Source organism: Croceitalea rosinachiae (genome assembly GCF_031846445.1).
Lineage (GTDB): Bacteria > Bacteroidota > Bacteroidia > Flavobacteriales > Flavobacteriaceae > Croceitalea > Croceitalea rosinachiae.
The window spans coordinates 1633472-1656893 of sequence record NZ_JAVRHR010000001.1 but is presented as its reverse complement, the minus strand read 5'-3'; the positions used below and the strand labels follow the sequence as shown (position 1 = coordinate 1656893).

At 38.1% G+C, this 23422-nt stretch carries 28 protein-coding genes; 21 read left to right on the top strand and 7 right to left on the bottom strand.

Translation table 11 applies throughout. The features are described from left to right. Nucleotides 1-33: 33 nt before the first annotated feature. Genes RM706_RS07525 through bla form a run of 3 tightly spaced genes read left to right on the top strand, consistent with a single transcriptional unit; the run spans nt 34 to nt 2234 of the window. Nucleotides 34-450: a VOC family protein gene (locus tag RM706_RS07525; protein ID WP_311350417.1), complete on the top strand. Its 417-nt coding sequence runs from the start codon at nt 34-36 to the stop codon at nt 448-450. After that, complete coding sequence (locus RM706_RS07520; protein ID WP_311350416.1) at nt 443-1492, top strand: adenylate/guanylate cyclase domain-containing protein; 1050 nt, start codon at nt 443-445, stop codon at nt 1490-1492. The genes RM706_RS07525 and RM706_RS07520 overlap by 8 nt, the downstream gene beginning before the upstream one ends. A gap of 13 nt (nt 1493-1505) precedes the next feature. Next, nucleotides 1506-2234, top strand: coding sequence for a subclass B1 metallo-beta-lactamase (bla, locus tag RM706_RS07515; RefSeq protein ID WP_432264965.1), 729 nt, complete (start codon nt 1506-1508; stop codon nt 2232-2234). A gap of 46 nt (nt 2235-2280) precedes the next feature. Here bla and RM706_RS07510 read toward each other — a convergent pair whose 3' ends face one another. From RM706_RS07510 to RM706_RS07495, 4 genes are all read right to left on the bottom strand, one after another. Further along, nucleotides 2281-3117: an NmrA family NAD(P)-binding protein gene (locus RM706_RS07510; protein WP_311350414.1), complete on the bottom strand. Its 837-nt coding sequence runs from the start codon at nt 3115-3117 to the stop codon at nt 2281-2283. Nucleotides 3118-3373: 256 nt separating this feature from the next. Then, nucleotides 3374-3865 (bottom strand): anthrone oxygenase family protein, encoded by a 492-nt coding sequence (locus tag RM706_RS07505; protein ID WP_311350413.1) that lies wholly within the window; start codon nt 3863-3865, stop codon nt 3374-3376. 19 nt (nt 3866-3884) lie between these two features. Further along, a complete protein-coding gene (locus tag RM706_RS07500) occupies nt 3885-4283 on the bottom strand; it encodes a DUF5367 family protein (RefSeq protein WP_311350412.1) in 399 nt (132 codons plus the stop codon). A 166-nt stretch (nt 4284-4449) separates the two neighbouring features. Further along, a complete protein-coding gene (locus RM706_RS07495) occupies nt 4450-5307 on the bottom strand; it encodes a helix-turn-helix domain-containing protein (protein WP_311350411.1) in 858 nt (285 codons plus the stop codon). A gap of 184 nt (nt 5308-5491) precedes the next feature. Here RM706_RS07495 and RM706_RS07490 point away from each other — a divergent pair, with 184 nt between their 5' ends. The 3 genes from RM706_RS07490 to RM706_RS07480 are packed head-to-tail and all read left to right on the top strand — an operon-like array spanning nt 5492 to nt 6764. Continuing rightward, a complete protein-coding gene (locus RM706_RS07490) occupies nt 5492-5905 on the top strand; it encodes a MarR family winged helix-turn-helix transcriptional regulator (protein ID WP_311350410.1) in 414 nt (137 codons plus the stop codon). 1 nt (nt 5906) lies between these two features. Continuing rightward, nucleotides 5907-6590, top strand: a complete 684-nt coding sequence (locus tag RM706_RS07485) for a hypothetical protein (RefSeq protein WP_311350409.1) — start codon at nt 5907-5909, stop codon at nt 6588-6590. Between the two features lie 9 nt (nt 6591-6599). Then, nucleotides 6600-6764, top strand: coding sequence for a hypothetical protein (locus RM706_RS07480; protein ID WP_311350408.1), 165 nt, complete (start codon nt 6600-6602; stop codon nt 6762-6764). A 65-nt stretch (nt 6765-6829) separates the two neighbouring features. Here RM706_RS07480 and RM706_RS07475 read toward each other — a convergent pair whose 3' ends face one another. Both RM706_RS07475 and RM706_RS07470 read right to left on the bottom strand, forming a co-directional pair. Next, on the bottom strand, nt 6830-7705 hold the full coding sequence (locus RM706_RS07475) for a hypothetical protein (protein ID WP_311350407.1): 876 nt from the start codon (nt 7703-7705) through the stop codon (nt 6830-6832). A 118-nt stretch (nt 7706-7823) separates the two neighbouring features. After that, nucleotides 7824-8159: a winged helix-turn-helix transcriptional regulator gene (locus RM706_RS07470; protein WP_311350406.1), complete on the bottom strand. Its 336-nt coding sequence runs from the start codon at nt 8157-8159 to the stop codon at nt 7824-7826. 112 nt (nt 8160-8271) lie between these two features. Between RM706_RS07470 and RM706_RS07465 the strand changes: the two genes are divergently transcribed. The 8 genes from RM706_RS07465 (at nt 8272) to RM706_RS07430 (ending at nt 16339) form a co-directional block, all read left to right on the top strand. Then, the gene (locus RM706_RS07465; protein WP_311350405.1) at nt 8272-9213 is read left to right on the top strand and encodes an NADP-dependent oxidoreductase; all 942 of its coding nucleotides are present in this window, start codon (nt 8272-8274) and stop codon (nt 9211-9213) included. Between the two features lie 13 nt (nt 9214-9226). Next, nucleotides 9227-10048: an SDR family NAD(P)-dependent oxidoreductase gene (locus tag RM706_RS07460; protein ID WP_311350404.1), complete on the top strand. Its 822-nt coding sequence runs from the start codon at nt 9227-9229 to the stop codon at nt 10046-10048. A gap of 1 nt (nt 10049) precedes the next feature. Next, nucleotides 10050-10973: an LLM class oxidoreductase gene (locus tag RM706_RS07455; RefSeq protein ID WP_311350403.1), complete on the top strand. Its 924-nt coding sequence runs from the start codon at nt 10050-10052 to the stop codon at nt 10971-10973. 428 nt (nt 10974-11401) lie between these two features. Continuing rightward, on the top strand, nt 11402-12202 hold the full coding sequence (locus RM706_RS07450) for an SH3 domain-containing protein (RefSeq protein ID WP_311350402.1): 801 nt from the start codon (nt 11402-11404) through the stop codon (nt 12200-12202). An 85-nt stretch (nt 12203-12287) separates the two neighbouring features. Next, nucleotides 12288-14051, top strand: coding sequence for a tetratricopeptide repeat protein (locus tag RM706_RS07445; protein ID WP_311350401.1), 1764 nt, complete (start codon nt 12288-12290; stop codon nt 14049-14051). Between the two features lie 169 nt (nt 14052-14220). After that, nucleotides 14221-14991, top strand: coding sequence for a methyltransferase family protein (locus RM706_RS07440; RefSeq protein WP_311350400.1), 771 nt, complete (start codon nt 14221-14223; stop codon nt 14989-14991). 44 nt (nt 14992-15035) lie between these two features. After that, the gene (locus tag RM706_RS07435) at nt 15036-15179 is read left to right on the top strand and encodes a hypothetical protein (RefSeq protein WP_311350399.1); all 144 of its coding nucleotides are present in this window, start codon (nt 15036-15038) and stop codon (nt 15177-15179) included. Nucleotides 15180-15259: 80 nt separating this feature from the next. Beyond that, nucleotides 15260-16339, top strand: a complete 1080-nt coding sequence (locus tag RM706_RS07430; RefSeq protein ID WP_311350398.1) for an adenylate/guanylate cyclase domain-containing protein — start codon at nt 15260-15262, stop codon at nt 16337-16339. Between the two features lie 479 nt (nt 16340-16818). On the opposite strand, the gene RM706_RS07425 is transcribed toward RM706_RS07430, so the two are convergent. Then, nucleotides 16819-17712, bottom strand: a complete 894-nt coding sequence (locus RM706_RS07425; protein WP_311350397.1) for a nuclear transport factor 2 family protein — start codon at nt 17710-17712, stop codon at nt 16819-16821. Between the two features lie 115 nt (nt 17713-17827). On the opposite strand from RM706_RS07425, the gene RM706_RS07420 reads away from it, so the two are divergent. The 7 genes from RM706_RS07420 to RM706_RS07390 all read left to right on the top strand — a co-directional run bounded on the left by RM706_RS07420 (nt 17828) and on the right by RM706_RS07390 (nt 23364). Further along, nucleotides 17828-18271, top strand: coding sequence for a winged helix-turn-helix transcriptional regulator (locus RM706_RS07420; protein ID WP_311350396.1), 444 nt, complete (start codon nt 17828-17830; stop codon nt 18269-18271). A gap of 120 nt (nt 18272-18391) precedes the next feature. Beyond that, on the top strand, nt 18392-18832 hold the full coding sequence (locus RM706_RS07415; RefSeq protein ID WP_311350395.1) for a hypothetical protein: 441 nt from the start codon (nt 18392-18394) through the stop codon (nt 18830-18832). 113 nt (nt 18833-18945) lie between these two features. Then, nucleotides 18946-19320 carry a DUF2200 domain-containing protein gene (locus RM706_RS07410; protein WP_311350394.1) on the top strand — a complete coding sequence of 125 codons (375 nt, stop codon included), beginning with the start codon at nt 18946-18948 and terminating at the stop codon, nt 19318-19320. 614 nt (nt 19321-19934) lie between these two features. Further along, nucleotides 19935-20357, top strand: a complete 423-nt coding sequence (locus tag RM706_RS07405; protein ID WP_311350393.1) for a hypothetical protein — start codon at nt 19935-19937, stop codon at nt 20355-20357. Between the two features lie 221 nt (nt 20358-20578). Then, the gene (locus RM706_RS07400; protein ID WP_311350392.1) at nt 20579-21469 is read left to right on the top strand and encodes a hypothetical protein; all 891 of its coding nucleotides are present in this window, start codon (nt 20579-20581) and stop codon (nt 21467-21469) included. Between the two features lie 145 nt (nt 21470-21614). Further along, on the top strand, nt 21615-22340 hold the full coding sequence (locus RM706_RS07395; RefSeq protein ID WP_311350391.1) for a hypothetical protein: 726 nt from the start codon (nt 21615-21617) through the stop codon (nt 22338-22340). A 442-nt stretch (nt 22341-22782) separates the two neighbouring features. Continuing rightward, a complete protein-coding gene (locus tag RM706_RS07390; RefSeq protein ID WP_311350390.1) occupies nt 22783-23364 on the top strand; it encodes a nuclear transport factor 2 family protein in 582 nt (193 codons plus the stop codon). Nucleotides 23365-23422: the final 58 nt, after the last annotated feature.

Below are 23422 nucleotides of genomic sequence, written 5' to 3'. Positions count from 1 at the left end.
TTATCTTGAGAAATAGAAAGAACACACACTTCAATGAAAGATTTATTCCATACGTATACCCCAGACGGATTTAGTTCTGTCAATAGCTATCTTTTTACCGAAAAACCAGAACAATTGATTGCCTTTCTGCAAAATGCCTTTTACGCAACAGAAATTAATCGTTCTATAAATCCTCAAAACGGGGACATTGGCAACTGCATTCTTAAAATAGGGAACAGCTGTTTTATGATCAGTCAGGCGCGAGGAATGTTCGAAAGTATGCGCACAGCCCTTTATTTATATGTAAATGATGTTGATGCATTACATAAAAATGCCTTAACATACGGTGCAGAAGAAATCTTCGAACCAGCCGATATGGATTATGGCGATCGCCAAAGTGGAATTAAAGACCCTGCCGGCAACTACTGGTGGATATCTATGCGCTTAGCGGAAAAAGGGTACCATGAGTAAGCGCAACTTGCGGATACTTCGCTTTTATATTGTTGGCTGGACCATGGCGATGATTTTTTTAGCTATTGTTCGCGGAGTAGGAACTGAAGAATTGGGTCAGTTAAAATTCGATTTTAAATCTAGCATAATTATCAGTGTAACCCTTGGACCCATCTTTGGAATTATTTCCGGCCTTGCCTCTATCTGGGCAGAAAAAAATCTATATAGAAAACTGACCCTTGGAAAACTTTTATTGCTACGCACCCTTTATGCCATTGCTTTTATAGCAGTAATGATTGTTGCCGCCTATTGGGTATATCAGCTCTATTTTGGCACAGACATCAGCATCACCACTTTTGCGTTAGATGAAGGAAGTGGAGCAATTTACTTCTATATTTTAGCGACTGATTTCTTTATGACCATACTAAGACAGGTAAACCTCATGCTGGGCGAGGGTAATCTCAGCAAAATTATTCGTGGGCAATTTTATACTCCTAGGGAAGAAGATAGAATTTTTATGTTTTTAGACCTACAAGCCTCAACAACTATAGCAGAAAGGTTAGGGCATGTAAGGTACAGTATGCTCATACAAGATTGCTTTAATGATCTGGGTGTGGCCGTAGAACAGAACAATGCAGAAATTTACCAATATGTTGGAGATGAAGCTGTATTGACCTGGCCTCTCAAAGAAGGGTTAAACAACAAGAATTGTGTAAATGCTTATTATAATTTTTCGGAATTGCTTGAAAAGAAAAAAGAGTACTACGATAACATGTATGATTGTCAACCTTTTTTTAAGGCTGGTATTCATTCAGGGGTTGTGACGGTAACAGAGGTGGGCAAATACAAAAAAGAAATTGCCTATCATGGTGATACTATCAATACCGCAGCGCGTATTCAAGGAAAATGTAATGCGCTAAAATCAGAAGTATTACTATCTGAAAATTTAAAAAATGAATTTGCGGAAAATAGATTTACTTTTTCAGAGAAAGGACAAGTACCTTTGAAGGGCAAAAAAGAACCTATTCAGATCTTTTCAATACATAAAGAACTAGCCAGATAAGATGTACCCTGCCATGAGAATTGTATATAAGATTTCGGTTTTTCTAATAATCCTCGCCTGTGGTAAATTACATAGCCAAACTGTTAGTGTACATCAGTCAGAAAAACTGAAAATTGAACGTATTACAGATAGGCTCTTTGTGCATATCTCTTATCTTGAAACCAATGACTATGGCAAGGTCACTTGTAATGGTATGGTTTACATAAATGAAGAAGAGGCAATAATTTTCGATACGCCAACTACTAATGAAGCTTCAAAAGAATTAATTGAATGGCTAGCCGATAAAAAAATAAATGCCGTTGTTGCTACCCATTTTCATGAAGATTGTTTAGGCGGATTAGGCGAATTTCATAGCAAAGGTATTCCCTCTTATGCCTCTAATTTGACAATTGAGTTTGCTAAAAAGAATACAGAAATCTTACCTCAAAACGGATTTGACAAAGCGCAAAAAATTAAAATTGGCGATGAAACAGTTTCTATAATTCATTTTGGACAAGGTCATACTTTAGATAATGTTGTTGGGTATGTACCTAGTGAAAATGCACTATTTGGCGGATGTTTATTAAAGTCGTTAAACGCAAAAAAAGGATATCTTGGTGATGCCAACGTCCTTGCTTGGCCAATGACTGTTGAAAGTATAAAAGTCCAGTATCCAAATTTAAAAACAGTAATTCCTGGTCACGGTAAAAGTGGTGGTGCTGAACTTTTAGATTATACTATTGAACTGTTTTCAAAGAAATAAAAAAGGCAGGCAATACCGCCTGCCCTTTTAATAAGCATATATGTATCTAAACCTCTACAACTTGGTTCCAGACCCCAGTTACAGTAGTTTCCGCTATGTATTCTAAAAAATCAGTAGGTTTTCGACCCAACAACTTTTCAATATCATTGGTCACCACCTGGTTGGCCTCATTGTCGAGTACCTCGGTAAACAAGTAGTCCATTAACCAAACGACATCTTCGGGCACACCCTCTTCTTTCATCGCCCCCACGTACTCAGCTAATGTAATGGGTATAAATTGTAGGTTTCGACCGGTGGCCTTGGCAATTTCAGCAATAATCTCTTCAAAATTCAATAGACGTGGACCCGTGAGTTCATAAATTTTGCCTTCGTGACCCTTGTTGAGCAAAATTTTAACTACCACATCAGCAATGTCATTGGCATCAACATAAGGTGCTTTTAACTGGGTCTTAGGCAGGGCTACCACCCCTTGTTGAATGGGGGGCAAGAAAAAGCTCTCGCTAAAGTTTTGGTTAAACCAGCTTGCACGAACAATAGTAGTTTCAATACCGCTGTTTAATACAATTTGCTCACAACGCTCTGCCTCAACTTCGCCTTTGCCTGAAAGCAGAACCAATTTCTGCACTCCTTTTTCCTTGGCTACTTTAGTCAAGGCAGCAATAGCTTCTTTGGCACCAGGTACGGCCAAATCGGGTTGGTAGGTGATATACATGCTATCCATACCTTCCAAAACAGCTGGCCAGCCAGCGGGCTTGTTCCAATCAAAAGCTGGATTTTCAGTTCTTGAACCTACTCGAACATGATGGCCCAAGTTTTTCAAACGGGTTACTATTCGGCTTCCTGTTTTTCCTTTTCCTCCTAATACTAAAATGTTGTTTTTCATAATTTTTAATTTTTTGATGCTTCGACTTCCCTTCGACAGGCTCAGGGTGACATCTCAGCACCGGTGTTTATACTTATTCAATTATTATTAATTCAAATGTCAGTTCGAGTGGATTTTGTGACTTTTTCAGGAACAAAATTTGTATCGAGAACATTACGTCTCCCAAAGCTTCTCGATACTTTTTTCTCCCAAGAAAGAATCGAAAAACACTCGAAGTGACATGCATTTTTTGATTTGATATTTGTTTTTTGGTTGCTTATTTATTGATACTTGCAATTACCAGCAATGCAAAAGATACCATGGCTGTGATGACTCGAATAATATGAAAACGGTTCCAAGGGTTTTCAAATCGTTCTCGTAATGACCTCAGTTCCTCCAAAGAACAGTTGGCCAAATCGGCCTTATCCAAAATTTGGTTTAAAGGCACATTTCCAAAGACAGTGATCAAGATTACTCCCAAAAAATAAATTCCTACCGCTACCAAAACCAGCCTAAAATGCTCAGGGGATACCCCTTTGTTGGCAAAAATGGCCGCGATTCCTATAAAAAAAGACCCAAAGAACACCGCAAAGAACAATGGGTTCTCAATGCTTCGGTTCATTTTCTGAAAGGCCCGCAGATAATTCAGGTCTTCCAATTGTCCAATACCAGGGGTAATGGCGTTTCCCCATGTAAAACATAGTCCTGCGGTAATCCCAATTAATAGTGTTGCCGCGAAAAGGGTTAGATTGCTCGTTGATAATTCCATGATTCATAATTTTGATTGATTAAACTGTTCTTTGTGTGTCGCGTGTGCCTCTAAAATGTCCATACAGAATGGCTGTGGTGATAAAAACCCCGCCTATAAGCCAAAAACCCGAGTCAGTAAAAAAGACATAGTGACTTCCCCCTTGGGGCGCCACCAAAAAAGGCACCGTGATTAAGGCATCCAAAATAGCAGCGACCCCAAAAAAGGTTATTCCAACCCACATGCCATGGGTCTTAGTGTCCTTTTTATAATACTGCTGTGACCCAAACCAAACCAAGGGTATGGCAGCTATAAGCAATACCAAATTGGCCTGTTGTTCTAAATTTTCTAGTACTGGGATAAAAAAGGAAAGTGTAAAAGCACTTACTCCAAGAATCCAAATTAGTATTCCTATTACAATAGCCCTTAATGTTTTCATCTTTGTTGCGTTTATTAATTGATTATTATTAGTGTCATATAATTAAATGCCCGTTATGGGCCTTCATGACTGTTTGTTTTTTAATTACAAGACAAAACTAGAGCAGACCCTAGTGGGCCATTTGTTCAAAAAGGAGAATGATTTGTTCGAAAAGGAGAAGACTAAATCAAGCCTTTATTTCACTAGGACGAAAGCCAAATTTTTTGGTAAAGGCATTGGAGAAAGAACTCAAACTATCATAACCCACATGCCAAGCCGCTTCTTGCACGGTGGCACTTTTGCTTCTGATGAGTTCATGAGCTTTGGTCATACGCTCGTTTTGAAGGTATTTGAACACGGGCACCCCAAAAAGTTCTTTAAATTCTTTTTTAAGAGCGAAGGTGTTCAGGCCAATCTGTCTAGAAAGTTCGGTCAATGATGGTGGGGTATCTAAATTTTCAGAAAGAATCTCCTTGGCCTGCAACAACTTTTCACGTTCTGAAGTTTTTATCACATCAGTTTGTATTTGAGATAATTGCCAAAAAAAGTGAGACAATAAGGCCGTAATCTGACTTCGAAAAAACATCATTTTGGCCTTGCCTTCATAACGGTTTTTAAAAATATTGTCAACAATATGTTCCATCTCTGGGGTCATAAAAAAACGTGGGCCCTCAACATAAGGCTCTGAAGGATGAACAAGTTCTTTTAAAAGGTCAATAAACAATTCCCCCTCACCATTAGGCAGGTTCTGTAAGTTTTTGGGCGCCGTAGCTATTAAAATACACTGCAAAGGTTTATCTGGCGAAACGGTATGCACGCAATCGACCGTGGTATCGGCGTAAAAAGAAATCGCCAGACCCTTGGTGTTATCGTACGGTCGTTTTTGATCACCATAATCCATGGAAAGGTGCACATTACCAGAACCATAAAAAGCCACGGCGATCAAAGGTTCATCAAATTTGCATGAATCTATAATCACCTTATCAGAGTTGGCCTCTTCGACCAAAATGATAAAATCATTGATATTGATAACGTCTCTTGTCATTACTCTATGAAAATAACTTAAAAATCTTTAGCTCAAAAGAAAAATACCACCCTAAACGAAGAAACACATCTTGGATAGAGAAAGTAGGTTCTTTGCAGTTTTTATAGCGAGCTAAATACGTTCATTGAGAATAGTAAAGTATATTCACAAGTTGTATATACAACTTTTTTGATATCTTTGGATTATGAACACTGAAAACTTCGCAAGTTTTAACCCTTCTGTATGTATATCCAATAAGGTAAGGCAGCTTAATCGTGTTGTTGCCAATATTTATAGAACGTATTTGGCCCCTTTTAATATTACCGATAGCCAGCTCACCATTCTATTTGTACTCAGTAAAAAAGAACAGCTTACCCAAACAGAGCTTTCTAATATGCTGCATCTAGAAAAATCATCAATCAACAGAAACCTCAAACGCCTTCTAGAGCGCAATTTCATCACAAAAAAGGACTTTCGTAGGCTTGCTTTAACCACCGAAGGGTATACCATAGTGCATCAAATCATACCCGAATGGGAAAAAGCCATGCATGAAACCGAGGCACTTTTAAATAATGACGGCGTACAAGCCGTAAATCTATTGACCAAAAAAATAAATTAAGATGGAACTCAAATTAGGATACATAGGCTTATCCATTCTCATGACCATTATATTGGTCGTTATAGCTAATAAAGCAACGAAAAGCAGTGCGAGCAAAGCTCCGGCAAAACTTTTGTACATATTGCTTGGTTGGCATCTTTACATATATCTTTTATCGATAACAGGTTTTCTTGAAAACCTAGATTTTCCACCTCGTTTTGTGTTCTTAACCATTATGCCCGCTTTTATTTTTGTAGGTTGGTTTGCTAAAAAAGCAAAGAACAGCCAATGGCTCTTGTCAATTCCATCGCATTGGCTCGTCTTCTACCAGTTTTTTCGCATACTCATTGAAACGCTTTTTGTGTTTACGGTAAGTGCTGGGCTCTTGCATGTCAATGTCACTATAGAAGGTTACAATTTCGATATGATATATGCCATTACCGCCCTTGCAGCCGGTTGGCTGGTAATGAAGGGATACTATAAATTTGGTCTCATCTGGAACTACCTAGGCCTATTGGTCATTGCTTCGATTATCATTCTATTTCAATTGACCATTTTTGCACCACATGTTTTTGGCCCAAACACGGCTTCTTTTCCTCTTGGCTTCTTACAATATCCATATATGTTGGTTCCTGCATTTTTAATGCCCTCTGCGGTTTTTATTCATGTATTGTCTATTGTACAGTTGCGGAAAAAATTAACCTAAAAAAGAATCATGACTGAAAATACATATCGGGTGCGCAATGCCGAACCTAACGAATACGACCAAGTCGGTCAATTAATGGTACAAGTCTATTCTCAAATAGAGGGTTTTCCGAATGCTGTAGAACAACCCAAATACTACGAAATGCTTGCCAAAATCGGTGATTGGAGAAAATAACCGGTCATTAAGATTCTAAATTCTTATTAAGCACTAAAAATATCCCCTAAAGAAAGTAAAAAAGCTTAATCACAGGTCACTTTTTGACTAAATACATCGGCCGCTTCAATACTATCATTCTTATTCATGTCTTCTTGAAACAAAAGCAGTCTGTCTATAGCGTGGAAATCTGACCTTGCCGATACCTCAAGTAAAAATACCCCTGGGCTGGAAAAGGTCACAAAAATATCATGCCCATCATTATCAGAAGTAGAGGCCTGCCATTTAAAAGCATTATTATTACCGCTGCGATAAATCTTGAACCATCCGTCAGATGAAGAGCCATTGGGGTTTGGTTCTTTACCTGAGCCCTTTGGATAAACCACACTTCCATTACCTTTTCTGCCAAAAAAGTCATCGGCATCAGGAAAACGAAGCCATGAATCGTTGTGCTCGGTGCCATTGTCACCTTTTCTATAAGAGGAGTACCATAAAAACTGATAGGTACCAGCCGTGTTTATTCGAACAGGAAATACGACCATGCCATTTCCAGGATTACCCAAACTAGCATTGCCTTCCCATTGCATATATCCTTCACCAGAAGCATCCGCAACATCATTTTTTAATACCCATCCATCAGGAAAGTTATTATTCTCAAATTCTATAGAAACAATTCCATTGTTTTCTTCAAAAACAAATCCTGTAGCATCAGGACAGTCATTGGTCTGCTCTTCGTCACTCGCAGTATCATCTGCACTTTCATCTTCATCGTTACTTTCCGTATCGGGTTCGTCATTACTTTCCATGTCCGGTTCATCATCGGTTTCTTCTTGAGCAACTTCGTCTAAGTCTAATATGCTTTCCTCTTTTTCGCAAGAAACCGCATTAAATAGTAGGCAAAGTGATATAAAGAATTGTAAAAAACTGATTAACAATGACTTTGATAAAAGTAGGCTTTTCATAACATCGTGTTTTATTTGCTAACGAGATTGCCAGTAAACCTATTGTAGGTCAACCCATCTTTTCGATAAAAAGAAATCCTCTTTTCGTTGAACGGTCAAAATGAGAACTGGTAAAAGTTCAATCTGAATAAGTATCAACTACATAATCGCCCCAATCCGCAATGGATTGTAAAAGCGGAATTAAGGTTTTTCCAAAATCAGTTAGGGAATATTCTACTTTAAGCGGAGGTTTGGTCGTATACACTTTGCGCTCAACCACGCCATCTTCTTGTAATTGTTGTAATTGCAAGCTTAACGTTCGCTCCGTAACGCCAATCATTGCCTTTCTTAATTCACTATATCGCAATGGCCCAGTAATTAAATGGAATAAAATAACCGTTTTCCATTTTCCACCAATGATTCCCATGGTGACACTGGTACAACATGGATACTCTTTTCCCTTTATTTTATACATCCGCAAGGCTTAAAAAATTGAACTATCATTTTTGACCGTTATTGCAAACTTATAATACTATAATTACTTTTGCAACTATAATATTTATAGTATACCTAAAAACATAAAACCTATGAAAGCAATCGTATTAGAACAAGCCGGCGGTGTTGAGAACCTCCTAATAAAAGAGATAGAAAAACCAACGATAAAAGACCATGAGGTTTTAGTATCGGTAAAAGCTATTAGTGTTAACCCTGTGGATTATAAAGTTAGAGGAAACGAAGCCGTAATCGATATGATAATGGGCAACGAACGACCTGTTATCCTAGGTTGGGATATTGCCGGTATCGTTACAGAGACTGGTAGTAAAGTATCTAAATTTCAGAAGGGAGACCTCGTATTCGGAATGGTAAATTTCGTTGGTCGAGGCAATGCCTATGCTGAATTTGTGGCAGCCCCAGAAAACCATTTGGCCAAAATTCCTGATGGAGTTTCTTTTGAAGAGGCCGCAGCGACCACTTTGGCTGCCCTCACGGCTCTGCAAGTGTTGCAACCAAGAGTTAAAAAAGGTGATAAAGTACTGATTCATGCTGGTTCTGGGGGTGTTGGGCACTTTGCCATTCAAATTGCGAAGTCTTTAGGGGCTTTTGTTATTACCACTAGTTCTGCAAAGAATAAAGCTTTTGTAATGTCACTGGGGTCAGATGAATTTATAGATTATCGTTCTCAAAATTTTGAAGAAGTCTTATCTGACTTAGATTTTGTGTTTGATATGTTCAATGGCGACATTTTATTGAACTCCATAAAAGTTGTAAAAGATGGTGGCACTATCATTTCATTACCTACACCAGATTTTTCGGAAGATATTCATGCCTTGGCTAAAGAGCACAATGTCGATGTACAATTTTTAATGGTCCAATCAAATGAAAAAGATATGGAAACACTCGCAGGACTTTTAGAAAATGGTAGTATCAAACCACATATTTCAAATACCTTCAATTTTAATAACATGGGCAAGGCGCACCTGCAGTTAGAAAGCGGAAGAACGGTAGGCAAAGTCGTAGTTACGGTATAGAACATTTGATATCATGAAAAAAAACATCTTAATTACCGGCAGTACTGATGGTATTGGCAAACTCACCGCATTAAAATTGGCCACAGAGGGGCATTCGCTATTTTTACATGGTCGAAACCCCAAAAAGTTGGAAGCGACCATTGCCGAACTACGAAAAGAAACGAATAACAAATTCATTTATGGGGCTGTAGCCGACTTTTCAGATTTGCAAAGTGTTCGCAAAATGGCAAAACGCACAAATCTTGAACTCTCTAAATTAGATGTGCTTATCAATAACGCTGGGGTTTTTAAAAGCTCGAAATTGGTAAATGAAGATGGCTTAGACCTAAGACTTACGGTCAATTACCTTGCACCCTATCTTTTAACACGAGAATTACTGCCCGTAATTAATAAGGCCGCTGCCCCACGAATCATCAATTTGAGTTCTGCTGCACAGGCACCTGTTTCCTTAGCGGCAATTGAAAGTACGACCAAAATTGGTGTTCAAGAGGGTTATGCACAAAGTAAATTGGCCTTGACCATGTGGAGTTTTGATTTTGCCAAAAAACAAAAGGATATTGATATTATTGCAGTGAACCCAGGATCTTTGCTCAATACCAAAATGGTCAAAGAGGCTTATGGTAACCATTGGTCTTCTGCAGACAAAGGTGCTCTTATTTTATATGATTTGGCCGTATCTGATGAATTTGATGGTGTAACGGGGGCTTATTTTGATAATGATAAGGGGAATCCTAGAGGTGATTTTGGCAAGGCTCATGCTGATGCCTATAACGCCACCAAAATTGAACATCTCATCAATACAACGGATGAACTTTTAACTCGATTAGGTTTTTAAAATGAGTACTTTTTCCCAAGTTGCTAGAAAAGGAAAACTCACTTTAGGTCTTGTTTTTCCTATTGAAGCCTATCAAGGGGCTATTGCTACCATGGTAAATCAAGAGCAATTGGCCGAACGTGCTGAAAATCTTGGGTTTAAAGCCTTATGGTTTAGAGATGTGCCTTTTCATGACCCAACTTTTGGTGATGCTGGGCAATTGTACGATCCTTGGGTGTATATGACCCACATCATGAACCAGACAAAAAAGATTGCTTTAGCGACCAGTAGTATCATTTTACCACTGCGCCACCCTGTACATATCGCTAAATCGCTGGCGAGTTTGCAAGTACTTTCTAAAGGTCGAATATTGATGGGTGTTGCCTCTGGTGACCGCCCCAATGAATACCCAGCGTTTAAAAAGGACCTTAATCAAAAAAGTGAACTCTTTCGCGATAGTTATGGGTATTTAAAAGCTTTGCAAGGCGATTTCCCTAAATACTGCTCCCCTTATTTTGGTGAATTGAACGGCAACATAGATTTGGTGCCCAAGTACCAACTGCAAACTCCCCTATTTGTGACCGGGCATTCTGGACAAAATCTGGATTGGATTGCAGAACATGCCGATGGGTGGTTGTACTACCCACGAGACTTTAATTTTTTAAAGCAGAGCCTACAAAACTGGCACGACAGTTTAGAGCGCACCAAACAGCCTTGGAAACCCTATATGCAGTCGCTCTATATAGATTTGGTCGAAGATACCAAAGCCATGCCCAAGCCTATCCATTTAGGCTTTCAAACGGGAATGGACTTTTTACATTCGTATCTAAAAAGCTTAGAAAGCTATGGGGTCAACCACGTCATCATCAATTTAAAATATAGCTCTCGACCTGCCAGTGAAGTTGTCGAAGAATTAGGCGAATCATTAGTTCCAAATTTTAATTAGCCAACTTCATTCTTTGTATAAAAACCCTATAAAGTTTACTGGGTTTTATCGATTATCTAAAATAATTTTATAGGTTAATGCCCACCCTATGTAAAGACGGATAATTGAGTCAGTACTGAAGTTTTTGAAATACTAAGAAATTGAGAACACTATATTAGCCTCACTCGAATGGACATGATGTATTGAATTATAGTCCGATTTCAATGTCACATCGATTGGACTTTGTGACCTTTTCGGCTCAAATTTATATCGAGAAGCTCTCTAACAGGCATTTATCTAATTGTGTATAGCACTGTTAAAGATTTTATAATTGCCGTAGTTCAACTAAAATATAATGCTTTTTATCGATGACGAAGGCCAAAATGAACGTTATCTCAGTAGCTATAATAGAGATTAATAGTGATCTAAGTTCATTTAAATTTTATACTATGAAAGCAAAACAGATGTTATCCATCCTTACCTTACTAGCCATCTGTTTGTTTGCAAACGCCCAAGAAAAACTGCATTGCATTTATGATGATTGTGGTTTTGAGCCCGGGCAAATCGTTTACCTTTTTGGTGACCAAGTGCGATTGCGCGAGGCACCTTCAATTCAGAGTAAAGTACTCAAGACCCTGCCTATCGGCATGCCTATGATAGTGCAAGAAAAGCATGAAAATTCATGGCCATACAAGGGGGTTGACCATCATTTTTACAAGGTCGATTATAAGGGAACCGAAGCTTATATACTTGGAGGACTCTTGGCGCTTGAAAAAAAGGTCATCAATAAGGTGACACACCTTTTTGGTAGGTCAAAATCAGGCGATGAAGACTATTTATTGATTCGTACGCTACAAGAAGATGGTTCCTTTCAAGAAAAGTCAACGCGATTGGTCAATGGCCAGTTTTATTTGACGAGTATGGGTACCAAAGGCCTAGCCCATATCGATGGCATCTTATTAGTCGATTATATGGCCGAAGCTTGTGGTGTTGAGGGTGGAGGCATCTATCTTTTTCAGCAAGAAGGCCAGCTACACCAGGCGGCACGCCTATCACAGGTGTCAGATGCTGGGGCTTATTATTTTTGGGAAGAATTTATTTTCCCAGAAGATAAGCATGGGATCATCGGAAAAATCCGCTATAAAAAAGAAGTGGGTGAAAACTATGATGAAACCGCCCACTGGAAAAAGAAAAGCATAGAAACCAAAGAGCTCGTTTGGTCAAATAATAGCTTGGTTTTGGCCCAGTAGTAAGACCCTCTAAATATCCGAATGCTGTGGTATATGCCTTAGCTTTCGGATATTTTTTTACTTTTAAAAGGTTAATCAACAAATTTTGAAGAGGTTTTCAGCATTATTATTGCTCTGGTTATGTGTGATTTGCGGTCTACAAGGGCAGTCTACAAAACAAGATAGTCTACTATTGCGCTTTGAGAATAGAAACCTACCAGATTCCGTTCGTTTTGAATCTGGCTTGGCATTGGCTCAGTTTAAAATGCGTTTTAGCGCAGACAATTCTAGGGCATTCGCCAAAAGACTATTAGAATTTACCCTATCAAAAGAAAACAAAACTTGGGAAGCTGATGCTATTAAATGGATAGGTATTACCCACACACAACAAGGTCAGTTTCCTAAAGCGCATGATTACTTTTTTAAGAACTATGAATTGGTCAAAGAATTGAATGATCAAAGGGGAATAGCTATTATTCTAGGAAATATAGGCGCCGTATATTATGAAATGGGTAATTATTCGCAAGCTCAAGATTATGTTTTGAAATCTTTGAAATTGGCAGAAAAAATTAACGAAGAGCCCATTATATCAAGAGCCTTGAATAATTTGGGCAATATCCACAACGATTTAAAAGATTACGACACTTCTTTAGATTACTATCAAAAAAGTCTCGCTATTAAAGAGAAGATAGGGCTTAAGACAAGTTTGCCCCTAGTTCATAACAATATTGGCCTAATTCATTCGCAATTAAATGACCACCAACTGGCTTCGGCCAGTTTCAATGAAAGCGTCCGGTTATCAAAAGAAGTGAACGATTTGAGTTCTGAAGCCAGGGGGTACAGCAATTTGGGGGTTGAATTTGCAAAAACCAACAACTTCAATAAAGCATTGGAATACCTCAACAAAAGTATTGCGATAAAAACTCAGATTAATGATAAAGATGGTCTCGCATCTGGTCTGGCCTATAGGGGTCAAACCTATGTAGAAATGTCAAGGTATAGCGCGGCACGTGACGATTGCCTTAAGGCCTTAGAAATATCCGTCGTATTCAAAACGACCAATCTACAAAAGACGGTCTGTGCTTGTTTGAGTGCGGCGTACAAAGGTTTAGGCGATTATAAAACTTCCCTGAAATATCATGAGCGCTTTACCCAACTAAAAGACACCTTATTCAATAAAGAACGTACACAAGAAATCACCAGGGCCGAAATGAATTATCAATTCGAGAAGCAGCAATTGGCCGATAGCATCAACTTTCACAAACAGCAAACGGCCCAACAGGTCGCCTATGAACAAAAATTAAATCGTCAAAATACCAAATTCTACATCCTCTTAATTGCCAGTTTGTTCATTATTGGGTTTTTAACCTTTTTATATTACAAATACCATCAGAACCTAAAATTAAAGAAGGTGGAAAACCAACTATTGAATTCTGAAATTGAATTCAAGAAAAAAGATTTGACCACTATGGCGGTCAATATTTCAAATAATCAAGAATGGGCCGCCTCTCTGGCAGAACGGTTACGAACTATTAAAGTATCGACAGGGCGCAAACGCCAAAAAGAATTTGAATTTTTAGAAGAAGAAATCAAGAACAAAGTTTGGGTCAATAAAGACAGTGGCGATTTTTATAAAAAAGTTGATGAGTTGAGCAGTTCTTTCTACGCCCGCCTTAATCAACAATTCGAAGGTCTTACCAAAACCGAAGTTCGGCTTTGCTCTTTCATCAAATTAAATTTGAACACTAAACAGATCGCTACCCTTCAAAATATTAATCCCTCTTCGGTGAAAATGAGCCGAAATCGACTTAGAAAGAAGTTAAGACTCTCCCCAGAAGATGATTTGTCGGCATTTTTACGCACGCTTTGATTATTTTTTTAATTAATTGATTTTTAGTTTTTTACAATTCAAAAAGAGCATTTTGTAACCCATTTGTAGTCCCCTTTTTAAGCTTGCGTAACCCATTTGTAATCCTGTAATATTCTTAAGGAAGGTTTTTTCGTGCCTAGGTTTGCCCCGAATTTAAAATCTAACGATTATGAAAAAAGTTTTAATGTTTACGTATTCCATCGTTGCATATCTCATAGCATTTGCATCCATCCTCTTTTGGATTGCCTCAGTGGGTAACTTAATTCCAGAAATTGGAATTGATCAAGAACCTCAGATGTCACTACTTTGGGCACTGTTGAACAACTTAATGTTGATCTCCTTATTTGGGGTGCAGCATAGTATTATGGCTAGAAAATGGTTTAAAGACCTGTTTGCCACCTATTTTCCAAAACCTGTAGAACGAAGCACTTTTGTACTCGCTTCCGGGCTTTTACTTTTCAACTTGGTTATAAATTGGCAACCAATTGGCGGACAAATATGGCAAGTTCAAACCGGTAGTATCTTATTTTATGTGCTTTACGGACTTTTCTTTGCAGGATGGGCCATACTCTTTATCAGTTCCTTTTTAATCAATCATTTTGATTTATTTGGGTTGCGACAAACCTTTTTAGAACTGAGAAACAAACCTTACACCCAGTTACAGTTTAGAGTGACCTTATTCTATAAGTATGTGCGTCATCCACTCTATTTCGGTATGTTGTTGGGTATGTGGGCCACACCTCATATGACCTTTACACATCTAGCATTTGCCATTGCCATTTCTATCTATGTAGTCATCGGAACCTTATTTGAAGAAAAAGATCTGGTCAATGAATTTGGAGAAACCTATAAAGGGTATCAGGCTAAAAAACCAATGTTGGTTCCTTTCACTAAATGGAGAAAAAAAGGAAATCAAAATCCGATATTAAAAAGTAATTGATCTTAACAAATAGCATCATCAAAAATAGATAATACCATTTATTTATGAAATCAAGAGCAACCTATAAAATGCCCATGTTCCTTGGATGGTACTCCATTAACTCTAGTGGTTATCAAAAAGGCATGCGACATCCCTTATCATCTAACGATCATTCTGGTAAGGTCATTAAATATTCAAACAATAAATAAAAACAAAAACCGAGGGGTGCCCCTCGGTTTTTTGAATCGTTAGGTTGATTCTTAGTACATTAGAAGGGTAAACCAACTTCATGCTTGCTCCGAAAACAAAAAGGTATATATTGAAAATACTGCCTTTCGGTATCATCACCGGAGTGTTTTATATGGTCTATGCCTTAGTAGAATATGGTATTTTAGGAGATCACCCCATATACCCCTCGACCAAAAATCCGTATGATTTCGTCCTATTGGTGCCCACAATCGTATGCTCCTTTTTAGGGCTGCTCATTGGTGCCATTGAAGTGCTATTTTTAAGTAAGGTGTTTTTAAAAAGCACTTTTACTAAAAAAATCATTTTTAAGACACTCATTTACTCACTGATGATTATGGCGGCCACGGTTACCATTTCCGTAGTAATTAATTCTTTTGAACTTCAAGTGAGTCCATTGTCTTCCACTGTTTGGGATGGCGTATATCGGTTTTTTACAAACTTTGCGTTTTGGAGCACTATTTGCTACTTCACCTTAAGCACCATTGCCTGTCTTTTCTATTCAGAAATCAGTGATAATGTGGGTGAAAATGTATTGCTTAATTTCTTTACAGGTAAATACCATCATCCGATGGAAGAGGAACGGGTATTTCTTTTTTTAGATATGAAATCGTCTACCACCATTGCCGAACAACTAGGGCATATCACTTATTTTAAATTGCTTCGTGACTATTATGCCGATTTGTCTGATGCTATTATCACCTACGGCGGTGAAATCTACCAATATGTTGGTGACGAAATTGTGGTCACCTGGCAGTTAAAACCAAACCAAAAGCACACCCAAAGTATCGAATGTTTTTTTGCTATGAAAGCCGCGCTTGAGGCCAAATCTCAAGATTATATGGCCAAATACGGACTGACCCCAACCTTTAAGGCAGGCATCCACTTGGGCAAGGTCACCACTGGTGAAATCGGAAACATCAAAAAAGACATTGTCTTTACGGGTGATGTTTTGAATACCACCGCGCGTATTCAAGGCCTTTGTAACGAATACAAAGTAGAACTGTTGCTTTCAAAAGACTTGATTAAAGCCTTAGACCCCAAATCGTCATACTCCGTTTTTGAACTTGGCGAAACCCAGTTACGGGGGCGAGATGAGAAAATTACGCTCTACTCGATTTGAATAAACCCTTCTGAAAATCAGCACAATAACAACATGTGTCACTTCGAGTGTTTTTATACGAACGATAGTGAGAATGAAAAGTGCCTGTCCTGAGCTATGTCAAAGGGTTCTCGATACAATCCGCTTACAGCGAATCACTCGAACTGACATTACGTATAAAAATACAATCAGGCCCCAATGTCACTTCGAGTGTTTTCAAATGAACGTGAGTGAGAGTGAAAATGTATCGAGAAGCTCTCATGTACCAAAACTCTGCTTACGATACCTACCTCGCCGGCAGGCAGGCAACACCACTTCCAGCGAATCACTCGAACTGACATGGCGTATTAAAATACAATCAGGCCCCAATGTCACTTCGAGTGTTTTCAAACGAACGTGAGTGAGAGTGAAAATGTATCGAGAAGCTCTCATGTACCAAAACTCTGCTTACAATACCTACAGGCGACACCGCCTGAAGCGAATCACGCGAACCGACATTTTTAAAACCCAAACATGCCATTGTTGTTTGCCAAACCTTCAGTTGGTATTTCTTGTATGACATCCCAATGTTCTACAGCTTTGCCGTTCTCAAATCGCAATAGATCGTAAAATACCTGTTGCTTGCCGCTCCACTCCCCTTCACTGATAGTCAGCACAAAGTCACCCTCACCCAGTACTTTATGTATTTTGCTGTACTTGAACATATTGTTTTGTGCAGTGAGGTACTCCACCGCTTCTATAATACCCGATAAACCATCTTTGATTCCAGGGTTGTGTTGGTCGTATTGTTCAGCACTGATGTAATCGGTGATTTTATTAGGATTTTTACCCATCAAAATATCTTCGACCATTGCTTTCGCCAAGACTTTGTTCTCATCCGTTTTGTCTAAATCAGTAATGCTAGATGCGCCATCTGTTTGCGACCTTCCACTGGCTGTTTCAGTTACAACGGGCTGCAATGCATCCCAATGTTCCGCTATTTTTCCGTTTTTATCGAAGCGTAAAACATCAAACGATACCATTTTTTCGGCACCAAAGGGCTTCGCCCCTGTCCATAACTGATGTAGCACCACAAAATCACCATCTTCTAGTATGCGGGCCGCCTGGGCCTGAGTACCATTTTCTTTAAGCACCGGAAACAAGCCAATGAAAGGCTCTAGACCCGTTGGTAAAAACGGATTGTGTTGTATGTAATCTTCATTCGCAAGGGCCCTGACCTTATCCGCATCTTGCGAGGTAACGGCCTGTACAAAAGCCAAAGCGGTTTCTTTTTTGTCCATTGTTGAAATTTTAGAATTCATATTTGTTTTATCTGAGTAGGCAGTGGTTTTTTGGGACCTATTGAATGCTGTCAATAGCACAGCAAACAACATTAGCGGGATTAACTTTCTCATTCGTTTCATATTTTTTACTTTTGTTATGCAAGCAAAAATATAATTTAACTTGCAAAAAACAAGTAATAATTGAAATTAATTGCATTTTGCAAGTAATTTTTAGATAAAAGCCGCTATGGACTTTAAATTTCGTTGTGATTGTCCGTTTACCTCAGCCCTTGATGTTTTGGGCGATAAGTGGATCTTGGTCATCGTAAAGCAGATGCTCGTTGAAGACAAAGAGACTTTTAAAGATTTTACGGAGAGTGAAGAAGCCATAGCCACCAATATTCTATCGGTAAAACTCAAATTACTTGAAGAGCTGGGTATTGTGACCAAAACCAAACGCCCAAACAACAAAAAGACGAATCTGTACTTATTGACGGAAAAAGGCCTGGCCTTAACGCCTATTCTCGTAGAACTTGCCCTATGGAGCGATGGACAATTACGAACGCTGCACCCTAACCTACAACAAGGTGATGGCATTGACGCCCTGCGCAATGATAAAGTTGCTTTTGCAAATGCGATAGAGATCAACTATCGCAAAAAACTGGCTGCCATTAAAGCACAAACCGCTTAAAAGGAATGCTCGAACTGACACCGTGCAGAATACTGTCATCAAAAACCTAATGGCATTTGTTAAGCTCATTTCTTGCTTATCTTTAAAACAGAAATTGAACTCATTTTAATTTTTATTCAATTGAAACGAAAACTAGTAGCTGCTCTTTTTATTGGTATCGCTCTGGTACTGGGCGTCCTTTTTTACATGGCCCTTGATTTTCCATTGGGTATAGACGGTTACTTTAAACCGAGTTTCTATAACCAATTGGGCCCACTCGCTATAAGTATTGAACTACTATATGCTGGCTATTGTTTATTTGTAAAACATCCTAAAACCAATTTTGTTTTAGCCGTTTTTGCCTTTACGGCCTTATTAGACCCGCTATTCAGCCTGACGGGCCTTTTTACCACTTCAGTACCCCTTTATGCTAGCATATTGTTTGTACTCTTTGCTTTGGTGGCCTTATGGTTGGCCTTTACCAACACCTTTAACCTAGGGCGTATTTCTTTTCTTGCCGCTTTTGGTAGTTTTATTTTAGGTAGTGTGGTAGAGCTGTTTTTTAATTTATGGATGAGCTAAAACCAGTGCCTATTTCAGAGCATTTTTTGACTTGACCCATTGCAAATCAGCGTTTTTGGTATTATCTTAAGGTCGCTATTTTTTAACCGATACCCTTAAAAAAGAAAAAACAAATGCAAGTTACCGCCGAAAAAAATGAAAAAGTTGCCCAAATGGTATTTGGCTCTATTTATACGCATTACGTAAATAAGATGCTGAAGAAGGGCCGAACAAAAGAAGAACTACATCAAGTGATCGAATGGTTGACCGGATTTGATGAAACTACGGTACAAGCCCTGATTGACGAGAAGGTCACCTTTGAAACTTTTTTTAAAAGGGCAAAAATGCACCCCAATGCGCACTTAATCAAAGGGGTCGTTTGCGGGTATCGCATTGAAGAAATAGCCGATGAATTTGCTGTGTATAAACAATGCAGGCAGTTAGAAAAGCTGATTGATGAATTGGCCAAAGGGCGTAAAATGGAAAAAATATTGCGCCAAGAAAAATAAATGCTCCTCCCCTTTTTTCAAGGGGAGGTGGATTCCGACCTTTTCGGGAGGAAGACGGAGGGGTAAAAACGCAAACCACCGTAATTTCATAAAAGTTCCAAGTCAATTAGCTGGTTTATTCACATGATAAAATAGCTCAATGTCACTTCGAGTGAAAATTTGCTCCGAGAAGCTTTCGTGTTCCTTAAGGTTCTCGATACAATCCGCTTGCAGCGAATCACTCGAACTGACAATACTGGCAAAAACTGAAATAAAAATACGATGTCACTTCGAGTGTTTTTAATCGACCCCAAAGGAGATTGAAAACGTATCGAGAAGCTCCCGTGCACCAAAATACATTGCCCTGAACGCATCAACTGCATCAAAAACTAGACAAAAACCCCAGAAAATTTGTGGTTTTCACCTATTGCAAACTAGGGTTTTACGTTTTATCTTGAACTTTTAGTTTCTCCCCCATTTTTAAACACTAGGTACGCTTTAGCTACTGATTTTAAAAGCTAAACGTACTATGGTACGTTTAGCAGGTCGTTGGCAACAAGCTGAAAATGAAAAAAAATATCACTGTTATAATTATTTTACTCTGCACAAATTTATGCCTTTCTCAAAATCTAAAAATGTCTATAGAGATTGATAGCTGCGTTAATGCATCTTCTAGAAACTATGTGAGTTTTATTATAGAAAACCCGACTGATTCAGACTTATGGATACAAACCTATTTTTTAACTTTTTATCGAGGTGTATATTCTCAGGATGGAAAAATGGTTTCAAGAAAATCTACAAGGCACTCAAATATTCTAGATATTGGAGAGGAAGAATATACTAAGATTGACAAAAATTCAACACGGATTATTAAATGGAAGGCAGATTTTTTTGAAAACCTTCAATTTGAATTAAACAAAGAATATTATTTAGAATGCGGATACCAACCGCCCCATTTAGGGAGAAAAGAAAAAAGGAAATTAAAAAAACTAAATATTGAGCTACTGGAAAATCAATTTAACGGAAAGTCAGACTTGTTTCGAATATGTAAACTATAAAGCCAGTTGCCAACAATACCTATAATTAATGCGGACTTCGGGTTTTACGCCAAGGCCTGTGTATATTTATGAAGTCGCAAAATCTTTGAGATTTTGCTTTCGTAAAAAAAAAGAAAAAACAAAACCAAAAGCTTTTGCTTAGCGCGTAGCTGGAAATCCGTCGGATTTCTGCGCCGCACTAATCATAGCCGAGACGTTAGGCACAATATAGAACCAACCATATGGAAGAACAAAAACCAGAAGAGGAAAACATTGAAACTTTCGAAGAAAAATTTGAAAAATTCATTGGAACAGCCAATACTGAAATTTCGACTTTAAAAAGTGAATTGAACGACATTACAGAACTTTATAATGATTTCGTTAAAAAACCAAGTTCTGCTGCATTGAGCAAAGCTGAAAAACTTAATGAGACATTCGAAAAAGTTAATGAGTATAATTCCGAAATATCTTCTATTGAAGAAAAAGTAAGTGACTTCGAAACAAAAGTTTTTGGAAAAACACCAGAAGACAAAGAATCTCTGAAATTCAAGCTGAACGACTTAAAAACTCAGCACGAAGAATTACACGGAGAATGGGAAGGAAATTATGAAACCTTGACGGCCAAAATTGAGGGACTTCTACCAGGAGCAACTTCAGCGGGACTTGCTCAATCCTATTTCGACCAAAAAAACAGCTATAAATGGCCGAATATTATTTGGTCTGCGGTTTTTACCTTAACAATGGTTGGAATGGTATACTATGCAGTTAAGACAGTAACTGAAAGTTCTGACATTGGAAACGCATTTATGAATATTCTATCAAGAGCACCTTTCTTCATTCCTACAATATGGCTCGCACTATTTGCGAGCAAACAACAAAGTCAGAATAGACGACTTGAACAAGAATATGCTTATAAAGAAAGTTTAGCTAAATCCTATGATGGTTATAAAAGAGAAATTGAAAACCTGCCTGCAAGCGAAGAAAAGAATGAAATAATGGAAAAGTTAGTTCGCACTATGATCGATACAGCAGGTTTCAATCCAAGTTCGACTTTGGAAAAACAATCACATAATGATAAACCACCTCTTTTTGGAAGTTTATTTGGTCGAAAAGGAACAGATGAAAAGAAATAAAATATTGTGCCCAACAATGGCTATAGGTAATGGCTTTCGCTTGGTTATTTTTTCCTAACCTGGGTTAACTAAAAAATGTCGGGCGCTGGCCACAGGATCATAGGAGACCGTTAGGCATTATAGAAAACTCAAATAGAAAAGACCGATGGAAATATTATCAGAAATTCTAAAGAACACCTCTTTATGGGAAGTAATAATGCTTCTAGTTGTTGTTTATTTCCTATTTCGTCCTGACTTAATAAATAGAATAACCAAATTTAAAGTTGGAGATTTTGAAGTTGAATTAAGCGAACTCAAGAAAGAAATCGCAAAAGGGAATGAAAAGATTTCTGAATTAGAGACTGAACTTGAACACGAGAAAAGACAATTCGAAGAATTGCTTGATAGTTTTGATGCCGATGTACCACTAAGTGAGCTTAAATCAATAAGACAGTCAATTAAAGCACAAGCAAGAAATCTTTATGAAGAAGAATCATTAAAAAAATATCTCAAGAAAACAGCAAAGCCTGAAGAATTATATGCTGCTGCTGTTGGAATTAGGGAAAAAAGACCTGTTGGTCTGTTTCCTGACCTAGTTGCACTATTAGATGATTTGTCGATACAGAAAGATTTAGGTGGATTTAGACTAAACACAATTTGGACTCTTACCAGTGCAATTCACAAAATCTTGATATCGATTGTACGTGATGGTGTAAGGCCAATTCCATCTAAAGACCAATTGAATAAGTGCGAAAAAGTATTAAAAAGACTAGATAATAACCCGAGAGTACTTGCTGATCGACCGGATAAACCTATGAAGGGAATCAAGGGACCAATAAAATACAGTTTAGATTGGTTAAAAAAAGTAGAAAATAAAGAAAACAATGCCTAACAATGTATAAAAAGCATTGAAACGATTTTTTATACTCACCGTTAGAGCACATTCAGCTGAAGCTGACTTTTTTTGCTACGTGCTGCGCACTCCCGCCCAAAAAGAAATGTGCTCTAACGACCTGCTAAACCAAATTGCAAAGTACATTATTGCCACAAACAGCTCTCAGCCGTCCGCTCAAGCGGCCAACGTGCAATAACATAAGCTAAAACTCAATTTGGCCCGATAATTTATACTCCCAATAACGCAAAATCCAACAAGGGAACGTCCGCTCTTGCGGACTCCTTGGTGAACAATGACATGTGATAACACGGAAGCCCGATTCACATATCATTGTTAAAAGGATTTTGCTATATTTCCGTAGAAATCATCGAACTGCGTTTAGCAGGTCGTTATGAGCAATATTGAATAAAAAATATCAACCAATATAAAACCATCCATTATGAAAACAGTACTTATCATTATCGCAATATTAGGGTTATGGATTAACACATATTCTCAAGTTGATAGTCTATCATCAAGAAGCATACAGGAACGGAATAAAGAAATTGCTCGTAACTTTTATCAAGACCTCTGGTTTACGAACAACACCGATAATTATACTAATTATGTTGCCGACGAATATGTTGTTCATGATATTGGTGACCGAAAGGGGGTAACTGAACCTGCCATTGAACAGAAAGAAATTGCCGACCTATTTTGGGAAAATGGAACTTGGGACTCTAAAATCAATTATCAAGTTGCTGAAGGAGATATTGTTGCTACTCGTTGGGAAGCTACATTTAAACCAAAAACATTATTGGGAAGGGTAGTGTTTGGCTCAGGAACGACTCCTATCATTAATGTTTTTAGGTTTAATGAGGAAGGTAAAATCGTAGAAATTTGGAATCATCGTCATGACATTGACACACCGCAAACAATGAAATTCACCATAAAAGGTTTGTTTATTGGTTTGTTGATAGCTCTTATTCCCACAATTATAGCCTTTAGATTGAAAAGAAAATTAAAAGCCGCTCGTAACTAAAAAATAAAGCTCAAAACAACAGCTATAAGCAATTGCTGTTTCTCGCCTACTAATTAAC